Consider the following 21,310-nt stretch of genomic DNA (forward strand, 5'->3'; position numbering starts at 1 on the left):
TTAGCCGGATTTTCGTCTATCCGCGAGCGGTCGTCTTGACCACTCAATTGGTCAGGCCGATCTCGCGCATCTTGACGTAGACGACCTCGTCGGGCTCGCCCGTTTCCGGCAGGCCGAACAGCGACTGGAATTCCTTGATCGCCGCCTTGGTGCGGGCGCCGACGACGCCGTCGAGCTGCATGTCGTCATTGCCGAATGCCTTCAGGCCGGCCTGGATCTTGACGATGCGGGCATCGGGCGCCTGGGCGGATGCCGGCGCGGAAACCGGGATGGGCGCAGGCGCGGCCTCGGGCGCGGCAACTCGAGCGGCGGCCATATCCACGGGCCGTGGCAGCGGATGCGGGATGCCAGCTGTGGTCTGCTTGGCGCCGAGCTGGTCGAGCAGCACGGCGTCGATCTCACCGGAGGCCGGCAGGCCAACTTTCTGCTGGTAGGCCTGGATCGCCTTTTGGGTATTCGGCCCGGAAATGCCGTCGACCGTTCCCGTGTAGAAATCGAGATCCTTCAGGATGCCCTGGACCTGCTCGACGGTCGGGTCGCTTTTGACCGGTGCCGGGCCGGGCCGCAGGATGTTGATGGTGGTTTCGGGTTCGTCCCCGCCGGGGTGCGGAAAACCCTCGATGCTGCGGGTGGCGAAGAAGGCGCCGGCATGCGGAAACGGCTGGTACCACAGCGCGTTGGCGGAAACGTAGAACAGCGTCACCAGGAAGGCGGTCGACCCGCCGACCAGGACCGGATTGCGCGAGATCGCGCCGCCGAGCGCAATCGCGCCGGCCTCGAACGCGCCGCTGCGGCGCTTGACCGCCTTAGGCTGTTTTGCGGAGCGAGCCATTCCTGTCCCCTTTCGCGTCGCCTTTCGTCCTGGTCGCGGACATCGGCAGCACGCCGTTCCTGTCGGTCGCGCTCCTCTTCGGCCCGTTCACCGGCAGGCTGATCGTGACCGTCGTCCCCTCGCCCGGCATGCTTTCGATCGACATCGTGCCGTCGTGCAGCGCCACCAGGCCCTTGACCAGCGACAGGCCGAGCCCGGTGCCCTCGAAGCGGCGCGTATAGTCGTTCTGGACTTGCATGAACGGCTTGCCGAGATTGACAAAATCTTCCTCGGCGATGCCGATGCCGGTGTCCCTGACCCAGAAATGCAGCCGCGAGCCGATCCGCTTGGCGCCGACGATGATATCGCCGCCATCGGGCGTGAACTTGACCGCATTGGAGACGAGGTTGATCAGGATCTGCTGCACGGCACGACGGTCGGCATTGATCTCCCCGGCGTCCGGCGCAATCTGCGCCTGGAGATCGATGTTCTTGGCATTCGCCTGCAGCTGCATCATCGACTGGCACATCTCGACCGCTTCGATGAATCGGAACGGTTCGGGCTCGGTCGCGTAGGCGCCGGCCTCGATCCTCGAGACATCAAGGATGGAGGTGACGACGGCAAGCAGATGCTGGCCCGACTCCTTCACCAGGCCGACATACTCCTTCTGGCGCGGGTCCTTGAAGCCGCCGAACATCTCATGCAGCAGCATGTCGGAAAAACCGATGATGGCGTTGAGCGGCGTCCGAAGCTCATGGCTGACGACCGCCAGGAAGCGGCCCTTTGCCACCTCGGCCGACGCTGCGGCCTCATTGGCGGCAGCAAGCTCGTCGCGCAATTCGGCAGTTTCGTCGTTCTCGCGCAGCAGCAGAGTGAAGGTCTCCTGCTGCTCTTCGGCGCGCATCAGTTCGAGCTGAAATGGCCGGTAATTGTCGGCCGTCGAGGCGCTGCCGTCCTGCGGCAGCCTTACCCGAAGATCGAGCCGGCGCGCCAGGGCGCCATCGCGCATGTCGGCAAGCGCGCTGAGATAAGCGACGCGATCGGACAGGTGGATGCGGTCGAACAGCCCGGCGCCGAAAAGCAGTTCCGGCGGCAGCTTCAGGATGGTGCGCGCCTTGGCCGAGGCATCCAGGACCTCGCCATGCCGGGCGACATGCAGGACAACGGCGTCGATCATGTCTTCAAGGCGGTCGTTTGGAAGGAGCGCGGGCTGCGCGCGTGCGGCATCGCCGAGGGCTGCGAGCCGGGGAACCAGCGTCAGGCCCCAGGCGAGCGGCAGCAGCCAGTGCCACGCCGCGACTTGCGCCCCTCCGAGCGGGACGACAGAGCCGACAAAGGGCTGCAGCAGCATTGCGGCCAAGGTTGAGAGGCCGCCCCAAAGTGCCGCGCGCTTTGAACCGCCGATCCACCAGGCCTCGAATGGCAGTGCCAGGGCCAGCAGCGCAACCGGCGACGCCAGGCCGCCTGCTGCCGCGACGGCGCCGGCAAGGGCAAGACCGCCGGCGGCAAGGGCAACCTGGGCTGCCAGCGTCATCTTGCCCGACGCCGCCACCAGCAAGGCGGCGAACCAGCAAAGACCGAAGGCGGCGAAAATGGTTGCGACGGTGACGGCGGCGCCCATGCCCGAGGTGACCAGTGTCACCGCCGCACCGGCGGCGAAGAACGGAGCGGCAAGCATGATGCCGATGAACCGGCGCTGGCGCAGGCGATCGCCCTGGCCGATGATGGCCGGATGGACCATGCGTTCGCAACCGGCCGCCAGCGCGCCAGGCAGTTCAATATATCTGGCAGTTGTCAAACTCAACGCACTCGCACCCGGTCGTGACTGCCCCTGCGTTGCAGGTCGCTTTTGCTTGTTTGAAACTCGCATCCAGCGTTTAAGGAATGAATAAGGCTGACCGGAACAACGAGCGCGCTGCGGCAAAAAATTGGAGCGCCGGCACCGGAATGCACTGCCATTTGTAGCCATAGTAAACGGAGCGTTATGTGCAAAGGGCGTGCCCGTGGCTGCGAAACCCTGAGCCGGCATGCCTGCTCTTCTGAAGATATCCATGCGCAACAATCGCTTAGATGGTTACTGCAAGGTTAAGAAAATTGTCGGCATTTGAGGCTAATGCACTGCAAAACGCCTCGCTTCGAATTTGCCTAAAATTTGAGGAAAATTTTCACTGAGCAAGAAAGCCGTCCTTTGCGCCTCATGTGCCATTGTCGCTGATATAAAGAGGTCATTGCGCATGGACGCATGATCCGGTCATTGGACGAGAGGGCAGATCGATGGGCTTTTTGATAAGAATGGCGTTCTGGTTTTCGCTGGTGTTGCTGGCGCTGCCGCTGACCGTCGGCCCCGACGAGGATGGCCGCGAGAGCGTCGGGCCGTTCCAGGCGCTTTTTGCGGCGCGCGAAGCGGTCGGCGACATCGCCGGCATTTGCGAGCGTAAACCGGACGTCTGCGAAACCGGCAAGTCGGCGATGCATACGATCAGCGCCCGGGCCAAGGAAACCGCCAAGATCGCCGCCGCCATGCTGGACGACAAGAGCGCCGAGACCTCGCCCGATACATCGCTGGCCACCGGCAGCGTCGCCGAGGACATCGTGCTGCCGGCGACAGTCAACATACCTGCCAAGCTGGTGGCGAAGAACTAAACTCCGTTTCAGCTGGTATCTACAGCGACACCGCAGGCCGGTCGGACCTCTCGATGCCTGCGGTGCTTTTCTTCTTTTTCCGTGACGCCGCAGCCGCGGATGACTATATCCCGAGCAATGGCCACGACGATCCAGACGATCCGCGACGACTTCTCCCTGCTCGACGAGTGGGAAGACCGCTATCGCTATGTGATCGAGCTCGGCGAAGCGCTGCCGCCATTTCCCGACGCCGAACGCAACGCCGCCAACAAGGTGCCGGGCTGCGTCAGCCAGGTCTGGCTGACCACGAGCCGAGCGCCGGGCGCCGATCCGGTCATCACCTTCACAGGCGATTCAGACGCTCATATCGTACGCGGTCTGGTCGCCATCATGCTGGCGCTGTTTTCGGGACGGACTGCCAGCCAGATCCTTGAAACGGACGCCGAGGCGACGCTGAGGTCGCTTGGCCTCGACGAACATCTGTCGCCGCAGCGGGCCAATGGCCTGCGCTCAATGGTCAAGCGCATCAAGCGCGACGCCGAGATGGCTCTCAAGCAGACTGCTTGATTGCTCTATCTTCTCTTCTTTCGACGCAATTCCCAAGAGAAAGCGCTCGGCAGTTTTCCTGGAATTGTTCTAGAAACAAAACGGCGCCGTAAGGGGCGCCGTTGATCTTGTCCATTGGAGCGGTGTTACCGCCCCTTGCGCTTGCGGCCGAGGCCCATCTTCTTGGCCAGCTGCGAACGGGCAGCGGCATAGTTGGGGGCGACCATCGGATAGCTGGCGTCGAGATTCCACTTCTCGCGGTATTCATCGGGCGTCAGACCGTAATGGGTCATCAGGTGGCGCTTCAGCGACTTGAACTTCTTGCCATCTTCAAGGCAGACGATGTAATCGTCATGAACAGAGCGCTTCGGGTTTACCGCAGGCTTCTGCTTGTCGGCCGGAGGCTGTTCGCTTGCTCCGCCCACGCGCCCGAGAGCGGCATGGACATCAGCGATAAGGTTCGGCAGTTCGCCGACGGGCACGGGATTGTTGCTGACATAGGCTGCCACCACATCGGCGGTCAGCTCGATCAGCGCATCGCTATTTCTGGAAGGTGTTTCGACGATATCCATGGTTTAGGCCCCAACGAAGGATGTTTCTGTTTGCGCCCTTTTTGGAAGATCGGGCATGGCGCGAATTCCACGCGGGAAGAGCTTCATGGATTCGCGTCCGGGCATCTTAATGAGCCCCCAGACAAAGTAAGTCAATTCGCATCTTGCGCTATATTCAACGATATTCATCGAATAGTCGCTCTTCAGCTTCAATCTTTCGTGCACTCTGTAACTTCGCGATATTTTCTGGTCGGACCAGGACTAGCATGACGTAAGGTCACGCCGTCGCTAAATCAGCAAGGACTCATAAAGTGGGCAGCGATGCTTGGTCTATGCTTCAAGATTTGGGCGGCTGATTGTCGGATTCGTACCAAACCGCAAGTTGCAAAGCGTTGGCGAAACACGCCGAAGAAGATCTTCGGTCTGACCGGATTCAATACGGCGTGAGGTATTTTCCATAGACCCAGCCACTAACAAAACCACCATTTTGCGCCGGGTCGTGCCAAACTTGACACCATTGATAGCGAATTGCCTGTTTCTGTTTCCAGTGCGGCTGGCCGGCGATCTCCAGAAGATTCAAGCCGCTGGTGCACTTGCCGGTCATCTGCAGGATCGTCCCGTTGGGATAGGCGGCCTGCTTCTGCGAGGTGCCGGACGGATATTTGCGAACGTTGAGCGTGTCGCCGAACGGCACGCCAGCCACTTGCCAAGCGGCGAACGCGGTTGCATGAGACTGGCCGGTGAAAGCCAGAACGGTCGAAGCGACGACGGCGAGAGCCGCAGCGGTGTTGATATGGAAATTCATCATCCTCTCCTTTTGGCTCATCTCCCGAGCCCGCCGCAACCAATACATCCCGGCCCTTGAACCCGCGCTGATCGGCGTGTTCATTTGCCATTCAAGTAATTTCTTCAGTGAGACGCAATGACCAAGACCTCAGCTTTTCCGACCGCCAGCCCGCCGAGCCCCGAGAAACACCCCGTCTTCGACACGCATCACGGCATTACCCGCACAGATGACTATGCCTGGCTGAGGGCCGAGAACTGGCAGGCGATGTTCAGGGACCCTTCCCTGCTTGAGGGCCGCATCCGCGCCCATCTCGAAGCCGAAAACGCCTATCAAGCAGTGCTTATGGCCGATACGCTAGAGCTTCGGAAGCAGCTGTTCGGCGAGATGAAGGGGCGCATCAAGGAAGATGATTCGACGGTGCCGATGAAGGATGGCCCCTATGCTTACGGCTCATCCTTCAAGCTTGGCGGCGAACAGCCCCGCTATTTCCGCATGCCGCGCGATGGCGGCGATGAGCAGATCCTGCTCGATGGCGACGCGGAAGCCGAGGGCAAGCCCTATTTCCGCCTCGGCGGCGTCGACCATTCGGCCGATCACCGCAAGCTGTTGTGGGCGTTCGACGACAAGGGCTCTGAATTCTTCACACTTCGCGTGCGCGATCTCACCAGCGGCAAGGAACTGAGCGACCAGATCGAGGCCACCAGTGGTGGCGGCGTCTGGAATGCCGCCGATGACGGCTTCTTCTACACAAGGCTCGACGACAATCATCGCCCGTCCAAGGTGCTGTACCACGCGCTCGGCGGCAGCCCCCTTAATGACCGGCTGATTTATGAGGAAACCGATCCCGGCTTCTTCATGGATGTCGGCGGCACGCGCTCCAACGAATGGATCATGATCGGGATCAACGATCACGAAACCTCGGAATATCACCTGATGCGCGCCGATGAGCCTTTCGCCGAGCCAAAGCTGGTGGCAAAGCGCGAGACTGGCCTGCAATATGATCTGGAAGAAGGCGGCGACATCTTCTTCGTCCTCACCAATGCCGACGGCGCCAAGGACTTCAAGATCATGACGGCGCCGGCTAATGACCCGGTTCGCGCCAATTGGGAAGAGCTGGTGGCGCACGAGCCAGGCCGGCTGATCCTGTCGGTGGTCGGCTTCAGGGATCATATGGTCAGGCTCGAACGCAAGGAAGGGCTGCCGCGCATCGTCGTGCGCGATCGCCGCAGCGGCGAGGAGCATCTGATCTCGTTCGACGAAGAGGCGTTCTCGCTCGGCCTGTCGGGGTCCTATGAATACGACACCGAGATCATGCGCTTCACCTATTCGTCGATGACGACCCCGGCGCAGGTCTTCGACTACAATATGCGCAGCCGCGAGCGTGTGCTGCTGAAGACCCAGGAAGTGCCGTCCGGTCACAATCCGGATCATTATGTCACGCGCCGGCTGATGGCGCCGGCCGCCGATGGCGAACTGGTGCCGGTCTCGCTCCTGCATCACCGCGACACGCCGCTCGATGGCTCCGCACCGTGCCTGCTTTACGGCTACGGCTCTTACGGCATTGCCATCCCGGCGGCGTTCAACACCAACTGGTTCTCGCTGGTCGACCGTGGCTTTGTCTTTGCCATCGCCCATGTCCGCGGCGGCAAGGACAAGGGCTATGGCTGGTATGACGACGGCAAGCGGGCGCACAAGATGAACACGTTCACCGATTTCATCGCCGTTGCGCAGCATCTCGTTGCTGAGCGCTACACCCAACACGACCGCATCGTCGCGCAAGGCGGCTCGGCCGGCGGCATGCTGATGGGCGCGATCGCCAACATGGCGCCGCTCAGTTTCGGCGCCATCGTTGCCGAGGTTCCCTTCGTCGACGTGATGACCACCATGCTCGACGCAAGCTTGCCGCTGACGCCGCCGGAGTGGCCGGAATGGGGCAATCCGATCGCATCAGTGGACGATTACAATACGATCGCGGCCTACTCGCCCTACGACAATGTCGCTGACCACGACTATCCGCCGATCCTGGCGCTGGCCGGCCTCACCGATCCGCGCGTCACCTATTGGGAACCGGCCAAATGGGTGGCGCGGCTGCGCGAGCGCAAGAGCGGCGACAATCCGGTGCTGTTCAAGATCAACATGGATTCCGGCCATGCCGGCGCGTCGGGCCGGTTTTCCAGGCTGGAGGAGATCGCCTACACCTATTCCTTTGCGCTCAAGGTTACGGGCAAGCCCGAACCCGAGGTGACGGGCAAGGCTGAGAGTGCAACGGAGGCGTAGCAATGATCGATCTATCCACCTTGACGGCTTACATAGCGGTTGTGCTTGGCTTTGTGTTTATTCCGGGCCCAGCCACGCTTCTGACGGTTGCGCGAGCGACGAGTTCCGGAACCAGGGTTGGCGTCGCGACGGGCGCGGGCGTCGCGGCTGGCGATGTGTTCCATACCGTCATGGCGATGGTCGGCATTTCGGCGATCATCGCCACTTCGGCAACGCTGTTCAGCATCGTAAAATACATCGGCGCGGCATATCTCGTTTACCTCGGTATTCGCGCAATCATCGAGAGAGCACCGGCCGACCCTACTGCCGGCGCACTCGCGATCTCCGCCAGCAAGGCATTTCGACAGGCTGTCCTGACTGAGGTGCTCAATCCAAAGACCGCGCTTTTCTTCCTCGCCTTCCTGCCCCAGTTCGTGCGGCCTGAAAACGGATCGGTGATGCTCCAGCTGATGACGCTGGGGGTAATCTTTGTTCTGCTCGGGCTTTTCAGCACAGTTGTCTTTGCCGTGAGTGCGGGCCGGCTCGGCGCGTTCCTGCGCCGCAATCCGTCGGTGGTGAAATGGCAAGGCAAGGTGGTTGGCGCCATCTACTGCGCCTTGGGCGTTCGTCTGGCCTTGCAGCAGCGCTGATGTCGGAGCGAAAGGCGCGCCCGTCGGGGCGTGCCGATCATCACTTTTTGAATTCCGGGCTGCTCATTTTCACTCGCATTTGCAATGGCTGCGCGCTACCCAATGCGCGCCACCTTCCAGACCATGACATACGCAAAGGGGCCACTATGTTGCTCGTCGACACCTATCTCGAGAAATCGCCGATCCAGGGCATCGGAGTTTTCGCCAGGAACCACATTGCCAAGGGCACGCTGGTCTGGAAGCTCGACCCCAGATTCGACCGGATCATCGACGTCGAGACCTATGAGGGCGAGAGCGGGCCGGTGAAGAACTATCTCGACCGCTATTCCTATCCCGACCGCCGCGATCCGGCCTATATCGTTTTCGAAGCCGATGATGCCCGTTACATGAACCATGACGACGAACCGAATTGCGATGTCTCCTCCCCCGAGGAAACCTATGCCTTGCGCGACATCGCACCCGGCGAGGAACTGACCTGCAATTACAGCCATTTCTTCGAGACGGGCTTCGACTTCCTCGGCGATCGCCACCTGTAGCGAGATCACTTGTAGGCGAGATCACTTGGCCGGCTTGCTGCGCACCGGGTAGCCGTTGGGATGCGGCGGCGCCGCCTTGAGATAGGCGGCTATTGCCGCGCGATCTTCCGGCGCCAGTTCGGCCATGTTGTGCTGCACGTCGACCATGGCGCCGCCTACCGAATCGAAATCGGGCGTAAAGCCGGTTTCGAGATAGTTGGCGATGTCGGCTTCCGACCAATCACCGAGCCCGCCCTCGCCCGATGTGATGTTCGGCACGATGCCGCTGCCTTCGGCGGCCGCGGCACCCGCCAGCCACTGGCTTTTCCTGGTGCCGCCGGTGAAGTCGCGCGGCGTGTGGCATTCGCCGCAATGGCCGGGTCCCTCGACCAGATAGCGGCCGGCCAGTACCGGATCAGGCGTGCCATCGGCAAAGGCAATCACCGGCTCCTTGCTGAGATAGAGCCGCTTCCACAGGCCGAGGCCGCGACGGATGTTGAAGGGGAAACTCAGCGAATTGTCCGGCGCCTTGCCGGCCACCGCCGGCAGCGTCTTCAGGAACGCATAGAGATCGGCAATATCAGCCGGCTTCATGCGGGCGTAGGATGTGTAGGGGAAGGCCGGATAGAAATGCTCGCCCGACGGCGACACGCCCTTCAGCATGGCGTTGGCAAGGTCCTCGACCGTCCAGGCGCCGATGCCGTCCTTGGGATCCTGCGAGATGTTGGGCGGCACGAAGGTGCCGAACGGCGTCTTGAGCTCGAGGCCGCCGACCAGTTGCAAACGGCCGTCGCCTTGCGAGCCCGGCTTGGCGTGACAGGAGGTGCAGCCGCCGGCATTGAAAATGCGCTTCCCCCTGGCGGCGTCGCCGGGGCCGAGCTGCGCCAGGGTGCCAGTGTCGAGCTTGACCGGCGCCGACAGGAACCAGCCGGCGCCGGCACCGACGACGCCCAGGACAAGGGCGGCGCCGACAAATTTTTTCCACAAGGGCATTGCCCGGGATCAGCTCTTCTTCACCCGATAGGTCTTGTGGCAGGTGCCGCAATCACTGCCGAGCGTATCGATCTGCGCCTTCAGCGCATCGACATCGGCGGGTGCGGCGGCGACTGCGGCCTTGACGTCGGCGAGGTACTTGTCCTCGGTCGATTTGAAGCCCGCCATGTCTTCCCAGATTTTGGGCGAGGCGGTGGTATCACCGCTGTCGCTGCCGGCCGGGAACAGCGCGTCGACATCGAACTTCTCGGCATTGACTTGCAGCGCCTGCAGCGCCGTCAGCACGGCGGCGGCATCGAAGTCTGCCTCGCCCTTGGCGATTTTCGACAGGCCGCCGACAATCTTGCCGCGTTCCTTCATCAGTCCCTGTCGGTCGAGGATCGGGTCGGCAAAAGCCGCCGAGGCGGCGAGGCTGAGCATAGAGATGGCGATAACAAGCTTTCTCATTCAATTGGCTCCAGGATGATGAGGGGTCGCGACCTAACGTTAACGGAGGGCGGGCCGGGATTATTCCCTGTCCGCCGGCCGGATTCTGCCGAATTTTGTGTGCCTGCTGCTTCAGCTGAGAAAGAAAAGCCCCGGAGTACCGGGGCTTCTCTGGGTCGATCAGGCTTTCGCCTCTTCGTACATTTCAAGGACATGGTCCCAGTTGATGAGGCTGTCGACGAAGGCCTCGAGATATTTCGGCCGCGCGTTGCGGTAGTCGATGTAATAGGAATGTTCCCAGACATCGACGCCGAGGATCGGCGATGCGCCATGGACGAGCGGGTTCTCGCCGTTCGGCGTCTTGGATATCGCCAGCTTGCCGTCCTTGACCGAGACCCAGGCCCAGCCCGAACCGAACTGCGTGGTGCCGGCGGCGATGAAGTCGGCCTTGAACTTGTCGTAGCCGCCGAGGTCGGCGTCGAAAGCCTTCTGCAGGGCGCCTGGAAGCTTGTTGCCGCCGCCGCCCTTCTTCATCCACTTCCAGAAATGGATGTGGTTGTAGTGCTGGGCTGCGTTGTTGAAGAGGCCGGCATTCTTGCCGAACGACTGCTTGACCACCTCTTCGACCGACAGATCGCCAAGGCCCGCTTCGGCGGCCAGCTTGTTGCCGTTGTCGACATAAGCCTTGTGGTGCTTGTCGTGGTGATACTCCAGCGTCTCCTTCGACATGTAAGGCTGCAAGGCCTCGTAGTCGTAGGGCAAGGCGGGCAATTCAAAAGCCATCGGTCATACTCCTCATGGAAAAATCCGGTGCGGATACCGGATTAAGATAGGGCTGCATTGATCTGGAACAACTCCGGAATGAAGCGCCAATTGCCTTTTAGCGGCTCAACCGGCGGAAGTCGAATGCGCCCATTCCCAATAAAGGTCGCGCGCTTTCTTGGCCACCGGCCCGGGCTGCAGATCGCGGTCCTCGATGCGGGTGATCGGCACGACCTTGGAATGATTTCCGGTCGAAAAGATCTCATCGGCTTCGAGAAAGTCGCGCACCGACAGCATCTTCTCCGTGGTCTTGAAGCCGTAATCGCCAAGCAGCGTCATGGTGCGCGAGCGGGTGATGCCGGACAGGAAGGTGCCGTTGGGCGCCGGCGTCAACACGTGGCTGTCCTTGACCAGGAAGATGTTCGAGGTTCCGGTCTCGGCGACATTGCCCAGCATGTCCAGCACCAGCGCATTGTCGAAGCCGCGTCCCTTCGCTTCGAGGATGGCGCGGCCATTGTTGGGATAGAGGCAGCCGGCCTTGGCATTGGTCGGCATGGTCTCGATGGTCGGCCGCCGGAACGGCGACACGGTGATCGAAAAGCCGGTCGGCGAGATCATCGGCGATTCGTAGAGGCAGAGGCAGAAACGGGTCGAGGCCGGATCGGCCGGCACGCCCATATAGCCGCCATGCTCGGCCCAGTACATCGGCCTGATGTAGACCGCTGTCTTGCCGTCGAACTTCTTCAGCCCGTCCCAGGTCAGTCCAACAATCTCATCGGCGCTCATCGACGGCGCGAGGCCGAGCGCGGTCGCCGATGCGTTCACCCTAGCGGCATGCAGCTCGAGATCGGGGGCGACGCCTTCGAACCAGCGGGCGCCGTCGAAGACGCTGGTGCCGAGCCACATGGCGTGGCTGCGCGGACCCAGAATGGCGACGTTGCCTTCGTACCAGTCGCCGTCGACGAAGGTCCATGTCGCCGATAGCGCCGCAGTCGCCAGTGTCATTGTTCGGTTCCGCTTCAAAGCTGCCTGTGCCAAGCATTGGAAGATGCTTTGACCGGCGCCGTCAACCGGCATGGAGCGGTTTTTGTTGAGGCCAGAGCGCCCCAAGAAAGCGATCAAGACTACAATCGATGCTTGCACCTTGCGCCGCCTGCCCTCAAAACTGTCGCCATGCATTACGCGGCTTACGTTTTCGACGCCTATGGCACGTTGTTCGACGTGCACGCCGCCGTGCGCCGTCACGACGGCGAGATCGGCCCTGACGGCCCGCTGCTTTCGGAAATCTGGCGCGCCAAGCAGCTGGAATATTCCTGGGTGCGCACGCTGATGGGCGGCTATGCCGATTTCTGGCAGCTCACCGAACAGGCGCTCGATTTCGCCCTGCGCAAGGTTCCCTCCGCCGACAAGGGACTGAAGGCCAAGCTGCTCGAAGCCTATTGGCGGCTCGACTGCTATCCGGAAGTGCCGGCCGTGCTGAAGGCACTGAAAGCATCCGGCGCCAAGCTCGCAATCCTGTCCAACGGCTCGCCCGAGATGCTGGAAGCGGCGGTCAAGTCGGCCGCCCTCGACCAGGTGCTGGACGATATCTTTTCGGTCGACGCCGTCAGGCGCTTCAAGACCGACCCGTCGACCTACGACATGGTGGCGACGGGCTGGCGACTCTATCCGGGCGCCGTCTCGTTCCAGTCGTCCAACCGCTGGGACATCGCCGGCGCCACCAAATTCGGCTTTCGCACCGTCTGGATCAACCGCGCCAACCAGCCCGAGGAATACCGGGATTTCCCGCCGGCGCTGATCCTGCCGTCGCTTGAAGGCCTGCTGACCGGCGGCTGATCACTCTGTTGCCTTCGAGCAACAGTGGCAGGGCGGTCACAGCTTCGCCTTTGTTTGTCCACCCTCAGGCCAGAATCGGAACCGCCTATCGCGTCAGGCATTGGGGGAGGCCGACCACTGCGCCGCCTGAAGGCATTCACGCTTTCTCGCGATTTGAGACTTAAAAAAGGCAACCATGTTGAAGACCGAAATTGACCACTATCGCCTGAGCCGTCGCGGCTTTCTGAATGCCGCAGCCCTTGGCGCCGCCTCGATTGCGGTCTCCGCCTGCACCACCACCGGACCGGCACCGGCGCCGGTCGAACCGCCACCGCCGACCTATGATGAGCCGCCGCTCGGCGACTATGCGACGATGTACGGCCCGATTTCCGACAGCGGGTTCGAGCTCCCAGCGATCCCGATCAAGAAGATGGACCCGCAGTTCCTGCGCCAGATCGTTCCCGATCCGACCGGCCAGCGGCCAGGTACCATCATCGTCGATACGACCAACCATTTCCTCTATCTGGTGCGCGAAGGCGGCCAGGCGATCCGTTACGGCGTCGGCCTCGGCCGCGCCGGCTTCGAATGGTCGGGAGACGCCGTCGTCCAGTGGAAGCAGAAATGGCCGAAATGGACGCCGCCCGATGAGATGGTTGCCCGCCAGCCTGAACTGGAAGAATACAGCGCCAAGAACGGCGGCATGCCCGGCGGCCTCAAGAACCCGCTCGGCGCCCGCGCGCTCTACCTGTTCCACGACAACGTCGACACGCTCTACCGCCTGCATGGCTCGCCGGAATGGAACTCGATCGGCAAATCCGTCTCGTCAGGCTGCGTGCGCCTGATAAATCAGGACATCATCGACCTCTACGACCGCGTGCCGTCGAAGAGCCCGGTTATCGTGACGTCCGACATCGGCCAGCCGATGGCGGCGAGCGCAAACCGCAGAGCCATCCCGATCGATGGCGGGGTGCCGGATGGCTCGGTCCTGCTCGGCCCGGTGACCTGATCGACTTCATCGATGCCATGAAGCGGCAGGTTCCGCTCCATGCGGCAAACCCCCGCCAGGATCCCGATAGCTTTACGCGAATGCCTGGGGTTCGCATCCAAGATATGCAATGCCGGCAACAGGAGGCCAAAAAAGACGTCCAGACGAACCATGGAGCCGCTGCAATCGGGGCGGCCATGCCCTGTCAATCTCGACGCTGCTGTGTTTCGTTACCGATTGATGTATATTAGACGGGAGTATGATTGCAGAGACATACATTTCATTAGATCATTGATGGCGGGGGAACGCCGATGGTGGGATTTGATTTCGATAGTCCGCCTGCCGACGGCGCCGAGGCCAACCTGTCGGCCGAATGCGAGCGCCAATTGCTGCCGCTCGTCCGCGGAATTGTCGAGGCGGCGGTTGCCGCCGGGTGGAGCCAGGAAGACGTTCTTCTGGCCATGGTCGAGCTGTGCTGGGATCTGTACGAGAAACGCCGAGGCAATCTTTAGCAGGCCTGCGTGAGCCGGATAATTCCGTAGCGCCGGCCAAGCCAGGCCATGTTTTTCTCGCGCAAACTTTTTTCTTCACCTACAATGTTTTTTCTATCCGCGGGATGCGCTACGCTGCCTTTGGGCAGGACTATGAGGGATACAAATTACCGTCCGGATTTCCGGGTTGGCTGTTTGAACGGCACGGAATTTCGATGGGCTGGCAAAGCGGCTGAGGCAAGGCTGAATGAAAAATGCGGGCGAGGTTCAGGAACGCAGCGCAGGCGCCGATCGGGTCGATCGGCACGCCCTCGACACAATCCCCGAAAATGCCAATCCCAGAAGAGCAACCATGCGGGGGAGCGGGATATGCTCTGTCCGCAGCCCTGGATCGCTCCCGGAGGGTCGCCATCGCCGAAGTCGCCTACCTCGCGGGATTTTCGGATCAAGGCCATTTGGCCACCGCCATGAAGAAGCACAAGGGAAAGAAGCCATGATTCGGGCGATAACTGCTGCTGGATCGTCCGTGACAATGACAGATAGTCGACCAGCTCTGGCAATGGCCGCGATCTATATTCGGAATACAATGCTGGATTGTGACGGCACACTATGCACAATAACTAGGCAAAATGGTAAGATAAGATCGGAAAATAGTCAGGTAGCCTTGGCTAAAAATTCAAACCTGTAAATTTATAGTCAAAATCCTGGTAAAATTTTCATTTGAGCTCAAATTCTTCTTTGCAATATAAAGCAGCATCTGTAGGATTCGAAGGAACGCCCAGGAGCAAACGTGAATTCTGGGCGCCTCGATATAGCACAGGATTGGATTGATCGGCGCAGCAGTGGCAGAGACGAAGATGCAACATAGAGGCAACGTCCAGGAAAGCGCCGGGACAGAGCGGCGGCGCGCGGATCGTCGCATCTTCGACGGAATTCCGGAAAGCGCGGGGCGCTACCTGGTCACGTTTCGAGGCGGCGCGGCTCATGTCGTTCATCGGCCGGGATCACACACATTCAAAGCGGCGGAACATTTCGCTTCGGTTCTGCTTGCACCCTCACCAGGGATAGCGGCATCGCTGGGCAGCGACAAAGTCCACGAATACGACGGCGACGTCGGTATGATCATGGTCGTCCCAGCCGATCTCGGCGGCAAGGTGACCCGGTCATCCACCACGGAAAGCGCAATCGTGGCGCTCACCCCCGAGAGTCTCTTCGAGCTGGCAACGCGTGAATTCGACACCGGCCATGCCGAGCTTCAACCGCCGCCGTACGGGACCGTCGACTTCCAGGCGCTGCAACTCGCGCAGTTGCTAAAGGCGGAACTGACGGATCGGGAAACTCCAAACGACTTCTATGTCGATTCGTTGGTCACCATGTTCGGCGTCCATTTGCTTCGGAACTACGCAGGAGCGCGAAAGTTGCCACAAGCCCCAAAGGGCGGTCTGTCGAACCGCAGCGCCCGGCGGGTGCGGGAATTCCTGGAGGTAAATTTTTCCAGCAAGATCGCGGTGGCCGAGCTGGCCGCACTCTGTGGCCTGTCGCCGAGCCATTTCATCCTGGCATTCACCAAGACTTTTGGCGAGCCGCCGCACAAATACCTGCTGCGGCTGCGTCTCGATTTCGCCGAAAAACTTCTCATCGAGAGCGACCTGTCGATTGCGGAAGTCGCTCATCTCAGTGGATTCTCGGACCAGAGCCACTTGACAGTCACCATGTCCAGATACCGGAACAGAACCCCCAGGCAGGTGAAGCTGCAACGTTAACGCTTGTTGCGGCGCGCATGATTGTCCGTGGCGATACCTCGATTGATCTTCAGTATAGTCGAAGGTTGTGTGGCAGAGCAGTCACAGTCGTCGCGCAGGGACCAAATACCGGATTTTCCTACAAAGATTCCGGATTATTCCAAAATACCTGCACCGCGAATGTGCTCATGGTCGCGATGGAAGTCATTTGGGGCGGGGGAGCAACCAGATGATACAGCATGTCGGATTGTCCCATGGACATTCAATTCGCGGAAATCGAGGTCTTCGCGCCTAAGGCCGAAGCGGCCTGGGCTGCACTGCAACGCCAATACGCCAGCCGGATCAGCGCTGCGGAACTCGACCATCTCCTGGCCTGTTTCGTGCTTGGACTGACCTCTCCGGCTTGTGGTGAAGGCGATCCGGGATTTCATTTCGATCTCTGCCGCGCGCTGGTGGCGGTAAGCCTGCCGCCGGAACGGACGGAGGCTGCACTGCATACGGTTCCAGAACCGACGCAGCCATGGGTCGCGAGCGCCTATCAGCTGATTGAAAAACAAGGCGCGAAGGTCGGTCTCTCGTTGCGGGAGAAGACGCGCAATTTCGAAGATTTTTTGGCCACCGAGGCGAATGGTGCGGCACATCAGAGCGCCTCGGCAATTGCGAGGAAAAACTAGCATGACCAAACGCGTCGAGGGGCGGAGAAGGATCGAACTTTCTTCAAGCTTTGTCGGAAACTGGATCGCGGGCGCGGCCGACAGCCGCTCGGTGCGGCGCCGCCTGATGGCGGTGCTGCGCATGGCTCACCGGGTTCTTGGATTCGGTCGCAAGAATATGGGTCTGGGAACATTGGGAAGCGGCACCAGCGTGCGTTCGGCTCTGGCCTGTGGCGTGAGCCCGGCCAGCATGCTCGGCGGCCTGGCCGCGCTCGCCGCGCTCGGCCTCGCCACACCGGCCCAGGCACAATATCAGGCTGGCGGCGGTTCGGCGACCGGCGGCAACGCCGTCGCCATCGGTAACGGCGCCGCGACGAATGGCAATAACAGCGTGGCGTTGGGCAGTTCCAACAGTGCAACGGGCGACGGCACGATCGCCATCGGCTATGCGATGGGTGTCAATGGCCTCAATTCCATAGGCATAGGTGTCTTCGCAGGCGCAACCGGCGTCAATGCCCTCGCCGTGGGCGGGAACGCCAAGGCCAACGGGGACGCAGCAAGCGCTATTGGCGTCAATTCGGTTGCAACCACAAGCGCGGCCGCTTTTGGCAATAATGCGCGTGCCGACGGAGTCAACTCGACCGCGATCGGCCCTGTTACCCGGGCGACCGGATTGCGCGCCACCGCGCTCGGGTTCGGGGCAACGGCATCCGGCGTGGATTCGATTGCCCAAGGTAACAGCGCCGTAGCAAGCAACCAGAATGCCGTCGCCATCGGATTCCAGTCGACTGCTACGGCGATAAACTCCGTCTATCTCGGCTCACGTACCGCGGCCGGAACGGGAGCGCTGGCCCAAGGCGCGGTCGGCATCGGCACAGATGTGACAGCATCCCAGGTCGATGCCATTGCGATGGGACGTTCGTCCGTTTCGTCGGCGCAATACGCGGTTGCTATTGGCCTGAATGCGAAGGCTACAGGAGCGGGTGGCGCGATGGCGTTGGGCCAAGGCACGATCTCGAGCGGTGTCAATTCCGTTGCACTCGGCGTTCAGGCTAATGCCACTGGAGCCGGCTCCAACGCCTTGGGCACGTTGTCCGTCGCTTCGGGAGGGAATGCCACTGCTCTAGGCACCAGTTCCACGGCCAGCAACCGCTATGCGACAGCCGTAGGCTGGGGAACTGTCGCCAGCGGTACCAATTCGTTTGCTGGGGGGCAGAGAGCCGCTGCGTCGGGAGCAAGCTCCACGGCGCTGGGCACTACCTCGAATGCTTCGGGCGACTTTGCTCTTGCATTGGGCAATGGTGCTGTGTCGAGTGGAACCGGCTCGGTCGCGACGGGTTCTGGAGCCCAGGCCACAGCCGTCGCCACTGTGGCGATCGGCAACAACGCTGCCGCCACCGCCCAGAATGCCATCGCCGCCGGAACTGGCGCGGTCGCCAATTCCGCCGACGCTGTTGCAGTTGGCACGAATGCGACGGCGACGGGCGGCAAGGCCGTCGCCATCGGCGCCGGCAACACGGCTTACGGCAACGGCGCGGTCTCCATCGGCGATCCGAGCTATGCCAGCGGCACCGGCGCCTTCACCGGCGGCGCCAACAACATCGCCAACAGCGACGGCACGGCAACCGCCACAGCCGCAAACCAGGCCGCAGGCGCGGTTGCCATCGGCAACAACAACAAGGCCGTCGGGCAAGGCTCCGTGGCGCTGGGCAATGGCTCGACGGCGGGTGCAGCCGGCCTTGCCGGCAATGTCGCGCTGGGCAACGGCGCGACGGCGACGGCAAGCTCCGGCGACGTAGCGCTCGGTTCGGGCTCGGTGACCGCGACGGCGGTCGGCACCAGCGGCGCGACGATCGGCGGCACGGCCTACAGCTTCGCCGGCACGACGCCGACGAGCACTGTCAGCGTCGGCGCGCTCGGCGCGGAGCGGACCATCACCAATGTCGCGGCGGGCCGGCTCAGCAATTCGTCGACCGACGCCATCAATGGCTCGCAGCTCTTCGCCACCAACCAGCAGGTGACGCAGAACACGACGGCCATCGCCGCCAACACCGCCGACATCACCAATCTCGGCAACACGATCAACAGCATCAGCACCGGTGGCGGCATCAAGTATTTCCACGCCAATTCGACGGCGGCGGACTCGTCCGCAACGGGCACGGACTCCGTTGCTATCGGACCAGTCGCGACCGCGACGGGGACAAACGCCATCGCGGCCGGCACCAATTCGAGCGCCTCCGACGCCAACGCCTCGGCCTTCGGCAGCGGCGCCGTCGCATCGGCGCTTGACGCAACGGCGATGGGATACATCTCCAAGGCCTCGGGCCAATACAGCACCGCCGTCGGCGCCAACGCCAATGCCACAGCCACGTCCAGCACCGCGATCGGCCAGAACGCGTTTGCAACCGCCTTTCAAGCGACCGCTCTCGGCGTAGGAGCGAATGCCGGCGCCCAGAATGCAATCGCGCTGGGCGCCCTCGCCAACGCCAGCAACGCCGGCGACGTGGCGCTCGGCTCGGGCTCGGTAACCGCCGCGGCGGTCGGCACCGCCGGCACGACGATCGGCGGCGTCGCCTACAACTTCGCCGGCACGACGCCGGCAAGCACCGTCAGCGTCGGCGCGGTCGGCGCGGAACGCACCATCACCAATGTCGCGGCGGGCCGGCTCAGCAATTCGTCGACCGACGCGATCAACGGCTCGCAGCTCTTCGCCACCAACCAGCAGGTGACGCAGAATACGACCGACATCGCCGCCAACACCGCCGACATCACCAATCTCGGCAACACGATCAACAGCATCAGCACGGGCGGCGGCATCAAGTATTTCCACGCCAATTCGACGCTGGCGGATTCGCAGGCGCTGGGGACGGATTCCGTTGCCATCGGCCCGAATGCTGTTGCCAACAATGCCGGCGACGTGGCGATCGGCGCGAATGCGGTGTCGACCGTGACGACGGCGGTCGGCGGCACCACGATCGGCGGCGTTGCCTACACCTTCGCCGGAACCACGCCGGCGGGAGCGTTTTCGGTCGGCTCGGTGGGCGCGGAACGCCAGATCCAGAATGTCGCGGCCGGGCAGTTGAGCGGCTCCTCGACCGATGCGGTCAATGGTTCGCAGCTGTTTGCGACCAACCAGCAGGTGACGCAGAACACGACCGACATTGCCGCCAACACGGCTGACATAACCAATCTCGGCAATTCGATCAGCAACATTACCGGCGACACCTCGCTGGCCTACACCGACGCCAATGGCGACGGCATACGCTATGTGCGCACCAACGACCGGACGCTCGCCGTCGCGGACTCCTTCGCGCAAGGGATCGGCTCGTCCGCCCTCGGCTACCAGGCGACCGCGAGCGCCGACAATGCGCTGGCGCTCGGCCGCGACACCCAGGCCAGCGTCATCGGCGGCGTGGCGCTCGGCGCCGGCTCGGTTTCGGACCGGGCGGTCGCGCCCGTCTCGGGATCGATCCTCTCCGGCACCGGCCTCATTCCCTACAACACCGCGGACATGAGCCTGCTCGGCGCCGTCTCGGTCGGCACCTCCACCTCCTATCGCCAGATCATCAACGTGGCCGACGGCACGCAGGACCAGGATGCGGTCACGCTTCGCCAGTTGAAGGGCGCGCTGAGCTCGTTCGCGGTGACGGGGAGCCTGTACTTCCACGCCAATTCGACGGCAGCGGATTCGCTCGCGGTCGGCGTCGATTCGGTTGCGGTCGGTCCGCGCACCACCGTCAACGGCGACAATGGCATCGGCATCGGCAACGGCGCCATCGTGCAGCAGACGGCGCCGGGAGGCATTGCGATCGGCCAGAACTCGACCGTCAACCAGGCCGACAGCATCGCCCTCGGCACCAACGCGACCACCAACGGAGCGCAGGCGGTGGCGCTCGGCGCCGGCGCAAAGGCCAACGAGCCGGGCAGCGTCGCGCTCGGCGCGGGCTCGACGACGGCGGCGGCGGTCGCCACCACCGGCACAACGATCAACGGCGTTGCCTATACCTTCGCCGGAACAGCTCCGACGAGCACGGTCAGCGTCGGCACCGTCGGCAACGAGCGCACCGTCACCAATGTCGCGGCGGGCCGGATCAGCGGCACCTCCACCGACGCCATCAACGGCAGCCAGCTCTTCGCCACCAACCAGGCGGTCGAAGCCATGCAGGGTAGCGTCGGCGACCTGAATCAGTTCGCCGTCCAGTACGACAAGGATGGGAACGGCAACAAGTCCAACTCGATTACCCTTGCCGGCGGCGACCCGAACACGCCGGTGGTCATCCACAATGTCGGGCCGGGCGTTGCCAACACCGATGCGGTCAATGTTCAGCAGTTCAACAGCGGGTTAGCACTCAACCTGGACAATTCGAAGAACTACACCAACCAGGTGGCGGCCACCACGCTGCAGCAAGCCAATGCGTATGCGGACTCCAAACTCAGCCAGCTCAACATGGACATGGGAGAGGTCAGGGGCGAGGCGCGCCAGGCTGCGGCAATCGGCTTGGCGGCCGGCTCGCTGCGCTACGACGATCGTCCCGGCAAGCTGAGCGTGGCCGCCGGCGGAGGCTATTGGCGCGGTGAAGGCGCCCTGGCCTTCGGCGCCGGCTACACCAGCGAGGAAGGACGTGTTCGAGCGAACCTGTCCGGCACGACGGCAGGCGGACACTGGGGTGTCGGCGCGGGCGTCAGCCTTACGCTGAACTAGAGC

Annotated in this window: 19 protein-coding genes; 11 read left to right on the top strand and 8 right to left on the bottom strand. The window is 62.3% G+C overall.

From position 1 onward, the window contains the following. Positions 1-43: 43 nt before the first annotated feature. Positions 44-832, bottom strand: a complete 789-nt coding sequence (locus NKI37_RS06975) for a peptidoglycan-binding domain-containing protein (protein WP_023816459.1) — start codon at positions 830-832, stop codon at positions 44-46. Then, complete coding sequence (locus NKI37_RS06980) at positions 807-2,552, bottom strand: sensor histidine kinase (protein WP_352788203.1); 1,746 nt, start codon at positions 2,550-2,552, stop codon at positions 807-809. Before NKI37_RS06980 ends, NKI37_RS06975 begins: the two co-directional genes overlap by 26 nt. Positions 2,553-3,085: 533 nt before the next feature. Between NKI37_RS06980 and NKI37_RS06985 the strand changes: the two genes are divergently transcribed. Together NKI37_RS06985 and NKI37_RS06990 are read left to right on the top strand one after the other, a co-directional pair. Beyond that, positions 3,086-3,454, top strand: a complete 369-nt coding sequence (locus NKI37_RS06985) for a DUF5330 domain-containing protein (RefSeq protein ID WP_023732038.1) — start codon at positions 3,086-3,088, stop codon at positions 3,452-3,454. A gap of 117 nt (positions 3,455-3,571) precedes the next feature. Beyond that, the gene (locus NKI37_RS06990) at positions 3,572-4,000 is read left to right on the top strand and encodes a SufE family protein (RefSeq protein ID WP_023684547.1); all 429 of its coding nucleotides are present in this window, start codon (positions 3,572-3,574) and stop codon (positions 3,998-4,000) included. Positions 4,001-4,125: 125 nt separating this feature from the next. On the opposite strand, the gene NKI37_RS06995 is transcribed toward NKI37_RS06990, so the two are convergent. Both NKI37_RS06995 and NKI37_RS07000 read right to left on the bottom strand, forming a co-directional pair. Next, the gene (locus tag NKI37_RS06995) at positions 4,126-4,551 is read right to left on the bottom strand and encodes a Ros/MucR family transcriptional regulator (RefSeq protein ID WP_023673680.1); all 426 of its coding nucleotides are present in this window, start codon (positions 4,549-4,551) and stop codon (positions 4,126-4,128) included. Positions 4,552-4,963: 412 nt separating this feature from the next. Then, complete coding sequence (locus tag NKI37_RS07000) at positions 4,964-5,338, bottom strand: SH3 domain-containing protein (RefSeq protein ID WP_023684548.1); 375 nt, start codon at positions 5,336-5,338, stop codon at positions 4,964-4,966. Between the two features lie 114 nt (positions 5,339-5,452). Here NKI37_RS07000 and NKI37_RS07005 point away from each other — a divergent pair, with 114 nt between their 5' ends. The 3 genes from NKI37_RS07005 (at position 5,453) to NKI37_RS07015 (ending at position 8,759) form a co-directional block, all read left to right on the top strand. Further along, on the top strand, positions 5,453-7,594 hold the full coding sequence (locus NKI37_RS07005) for a S9 family peptidase (protein WP_352788102.1): 2,142 nt from the start codon (positions 5,453-5,455) through the stop codon (positions 7,592-7,594). 2 nt (positions 7,595-7,596) lie between these two features. After that, entirely contained in the window at positions 7,597-8,223 is a 627-nt protein-coding gene (locus tag NKI37_RS07010; RefSeq protein ID WP_352788100.1) for a LysE family translocator, read from the top strand. A 146-nt stretch (positions 8,224-8,369) separates the two neighbouring features. Beyond that, complete coding sequence (locus NKI37_RS07015; protein WP_352788098.1) at positions 8,370-8,759, top strand: SET domain-containing protein; 390 nt, start codon at positions 8,370-8,372, stop codon at positions 8,757-8,759. 21 nt (positions 8,760-8,780) lie between these two features. Here NKI37_RS07015 and NKI37_RS07020 read toward each other — a convergent pair whose 3' ends face one another. The 4 genes from NKI37_RS07020 to NKI37_RS07035 form a co-directional block, all read right to left on the bottom strand. Then, positions 8,781-9,731, bottom strand: a complete 951-nt coding sequence (locus tag NKI37_RS07020) for a c-type cytochrome (protein WP_352788095.1) — start codon at positions 9,729-9,731, stop codon at positions 8,781-8,783. 9 nt (positions 9,732-9,740) lie between these two features. After that, entirely contained in the window at positions 9,741-10,178 is a 438-nt protein-coding gene (locus tag NKI37_RS07025) for a c-type cytochrome (protein WP_023687226.1), read from the bottom strand. A 159-nt stretch (positions 10,179-10,337) separates the two neighbouring features. Next, positions 10,338-10,940 (bottom strand): superoxide dismutase, encoded by a 603-nt coding sequence (locus NKI37_RS07030; protein WP_023673687.1) that lies wholly within the window; start codon positions 10,938-10,940, stop codon positions 10,338-10,340. A gap of 105 nt (positions 10,941-11,045) precedes the next feature. Next, positions 11,046-11,924 carry a branched-chain amino acid aminotransferase gene (locus tag NKI37_RS07035; protein ID WP_023673688.1) on the bottom strand — a complete coding sequence of 293 codons (879 nt, stop codon included), beginning with the start codon at positions 11,922-11,924 and terminating at the stop codon, positions 11,046-11,048. 168 nt (positions 11,925-12,092) lie between these two features. Between NKI37_RS07035 and NKI37_RS07040 the strand changes: the two genes are divergently transcribed. The 6 genes from NKI37_RS07040 to NKI37_RS07065 all read left to right on the top strand — a co-directional run bounded on the left by NKI37_RS07040 (position 12,093) and on the right by NKI37_RS07065 (position 21,307). Further along, positions 12,093-12,755 (top strand): haloacid dehalogenase type II, encoded by a 663-nt coding sequence (locus NKI37_RS07040; RefSeq protein ID WP_023743721.1) that lies wholly within the window; start codon positions 12,093-12,095, stop codon positions 12,753-12,755. Between the two features lie 175 nt (positions 12,756-12,930). Then, on the top strand, positions 12,931-13,740 hold the full coding sequence (locus NKI37_RS07045; RefSeq protein WP_352521879.1) for a L,D-transpeptidase: 810 nt from the start codon (positions 12,931-12,933) through the stop codon (positions 13,738-13,740). 290 nt (positions 13,741-14,030) lie between these two features. Next, positions 14,031-14,231, top strand: a complete 201-nt coding sequence (locus tag NKI37_RS07050) for a hypothetical protein (RefSeq protein ID WP_023702206.1) — start codon at positions 14,031-14,033, stop codon at positions 14,229-14,231. Between the two features lie 806 nt (positions 14,232-15,037). Next, positions 15,038-15,973, top strand: coding sequence for a helix-turn-helix domain-containing protein (locus NKI37_RS07055; RefSeq protein ID WP_023752755.1), 936 nt, complete (start codon positions 15,038-15,040; stop codon positions 15,971-15,973). Positions 15,974-16,206: 233 nt separating this feature from the next. Next, complete coding sequence (locus NKI37_RS07060) at positions 16,207-16,626, top strand: hypothetical protein (protein WP_023687221.1); 420 nt, start codon at positions 16,207-16,209, stop codon at positions 16,624-16,626. A gap of 1 nt (position 16,627) precedes the next feature. Next, positions 16,628-21,307 carry a YadA-like family protein gene (locus tag NKI37_RS07065; protein WP_352788091.1) on the top strand — a complete coding sequence of 1,560 codons (4,680 nt, stop codon included), beginning with the start codon at positions 16,628-16,630 and terminating at the stop codon, positions 21,305-21,307. Positions 21,308-21,310: the final 3 nt, after the last annotated feature.

Origin of the sequence: Mesorhizobium sp. M0626 (assembly GCF_040320665.1) — a bacterium.
Lineage (GTDB): Bacteria > Pseudomonadota > Alphaproteobacteria > Rhizobiales > Rhizobiaceae > Mesorhizobium.

Coding starts and splice junctions, on each gene's coding strand:
- NKI37_RS06975 (WP_023816459.1), bottom strand. CDS start 832: ATGGCTCGCTCCGCAAAACAGCCTAAGGCGGTCAAGCGCCGCAGCGGC.
- NKI37_RS06980 (WP_352788203.1), bottom strand. CDS start 2,552: ATGGTCCATCCGGCCATCATCGGCCAGGGCGATCGCCTGCGCCAGCGC.
- NKI37_RS06985 (WP_023732038.1), top strand. CDS start 3,086: ATGGGCTTTTTGATAAGAATGGCGTTCTGGTTTTCGCTGGTGTTGCTG.
- NKI37_RS06990 (WP_023684547.1), top strand. CDS start 3,572: ATGGCCACGACGATCCAGACGATCCGCGACGACTTCTCCCTGCTCGAC.
- NKI37_RS06995 (WP_023673680.1), bottom strand. CDS start 4,551: ATGGATATCGTCGAAACACCTTCCAGAAATAGCGATGCGCTGATCGAG.
- NKI37_RS07000 (WP_023684548.1), bottom strand. CDS start 5,338: ATGATGAATTTCCATATCAACACCGCTGCGGCTCTCGCCGTCGTCGCT.
- NKI37_RS07005 (WP_352788102.1), top strand. CDS start 5,453: ATGACCAAGACCTCAGCTTTTCCGACCGCCAGCCCGCCGAGCCCCGAG.
- NKI37_RS07010 (WP_352788100.1), top strand. CDS start 7,597: ATGATCGATCTATCCACCTTGACGGCTTACATAGCGGTTGTGCTTGGC.
- NKI37_RS07015 (WP_352788098.1), top strand. CDS start 8,370: ATGTTGCTCGTCGACACCTATCTCGAGAAATCGCCGATCCAGGGCATC.
- NKI37_RS07020 (WP_352788095.1), bottom strand. CDS start 9,731: ATGCCCTTGTGGAAAAAATTTGTCGGCGCCGCCCTTGTCCTGGGCGTC.
- NKI37_RS07025 (WP_023687226.1), bottom strand. CDS start 10,178: ATGAGAAAGCTTGTTATCGCCATCTCTATGCTCAGCCTCGCCGCCTCG.
- NKI37_RS07030 (WP_023673687.1), bottom strand. CDS start 10,940: ATGGCTTTTGAATTGCCCGCCTTGCCCTACGACTACGAGGCCTTGCAG.
- NKI37_RS07035 (WP_023673688.1), bottom strand. CDS start 11,924: ATGACACTGGCGACTGCGGCGCTATCGGCGACATGGACCTTCGTCGAC.
- NKI37_RS07040 (WP_023743721.1), top strand. CDS start 12,093: ATGCATTACGCGGCTTACGTTTTCGACGCCTATGGCACGTTGTTCGAC.
- NKI37_RS07045 (WP_352521879.1), top strand. CDS start 12,931: ATGTTGAAGACCGAAATTGACCACTATCGCCTGAGCCGTCGCGGCTTT.
- NKI37_RS07050 (WP_023702206.1), top strand. CDS start 14,031: ATGGTGGGATTTGATTTCGATAGTCCGCCTGCCGACGGCGCCGAGGCC.
- NKI37_RS07060 (WP_023687221.1), top strand. CDS start 16,207: ATGGACATTCAATTCGCGGAAATCGAGGTCTTCGCGCCTAAGGCCGAA.
- NKI37_RS07065 (WP_352788091.1), top strand. CDS start 16,628: ATGACCAAACGCGTCGAGGGGCGGAGAAGGATCGAACTTTCTTCAAGC.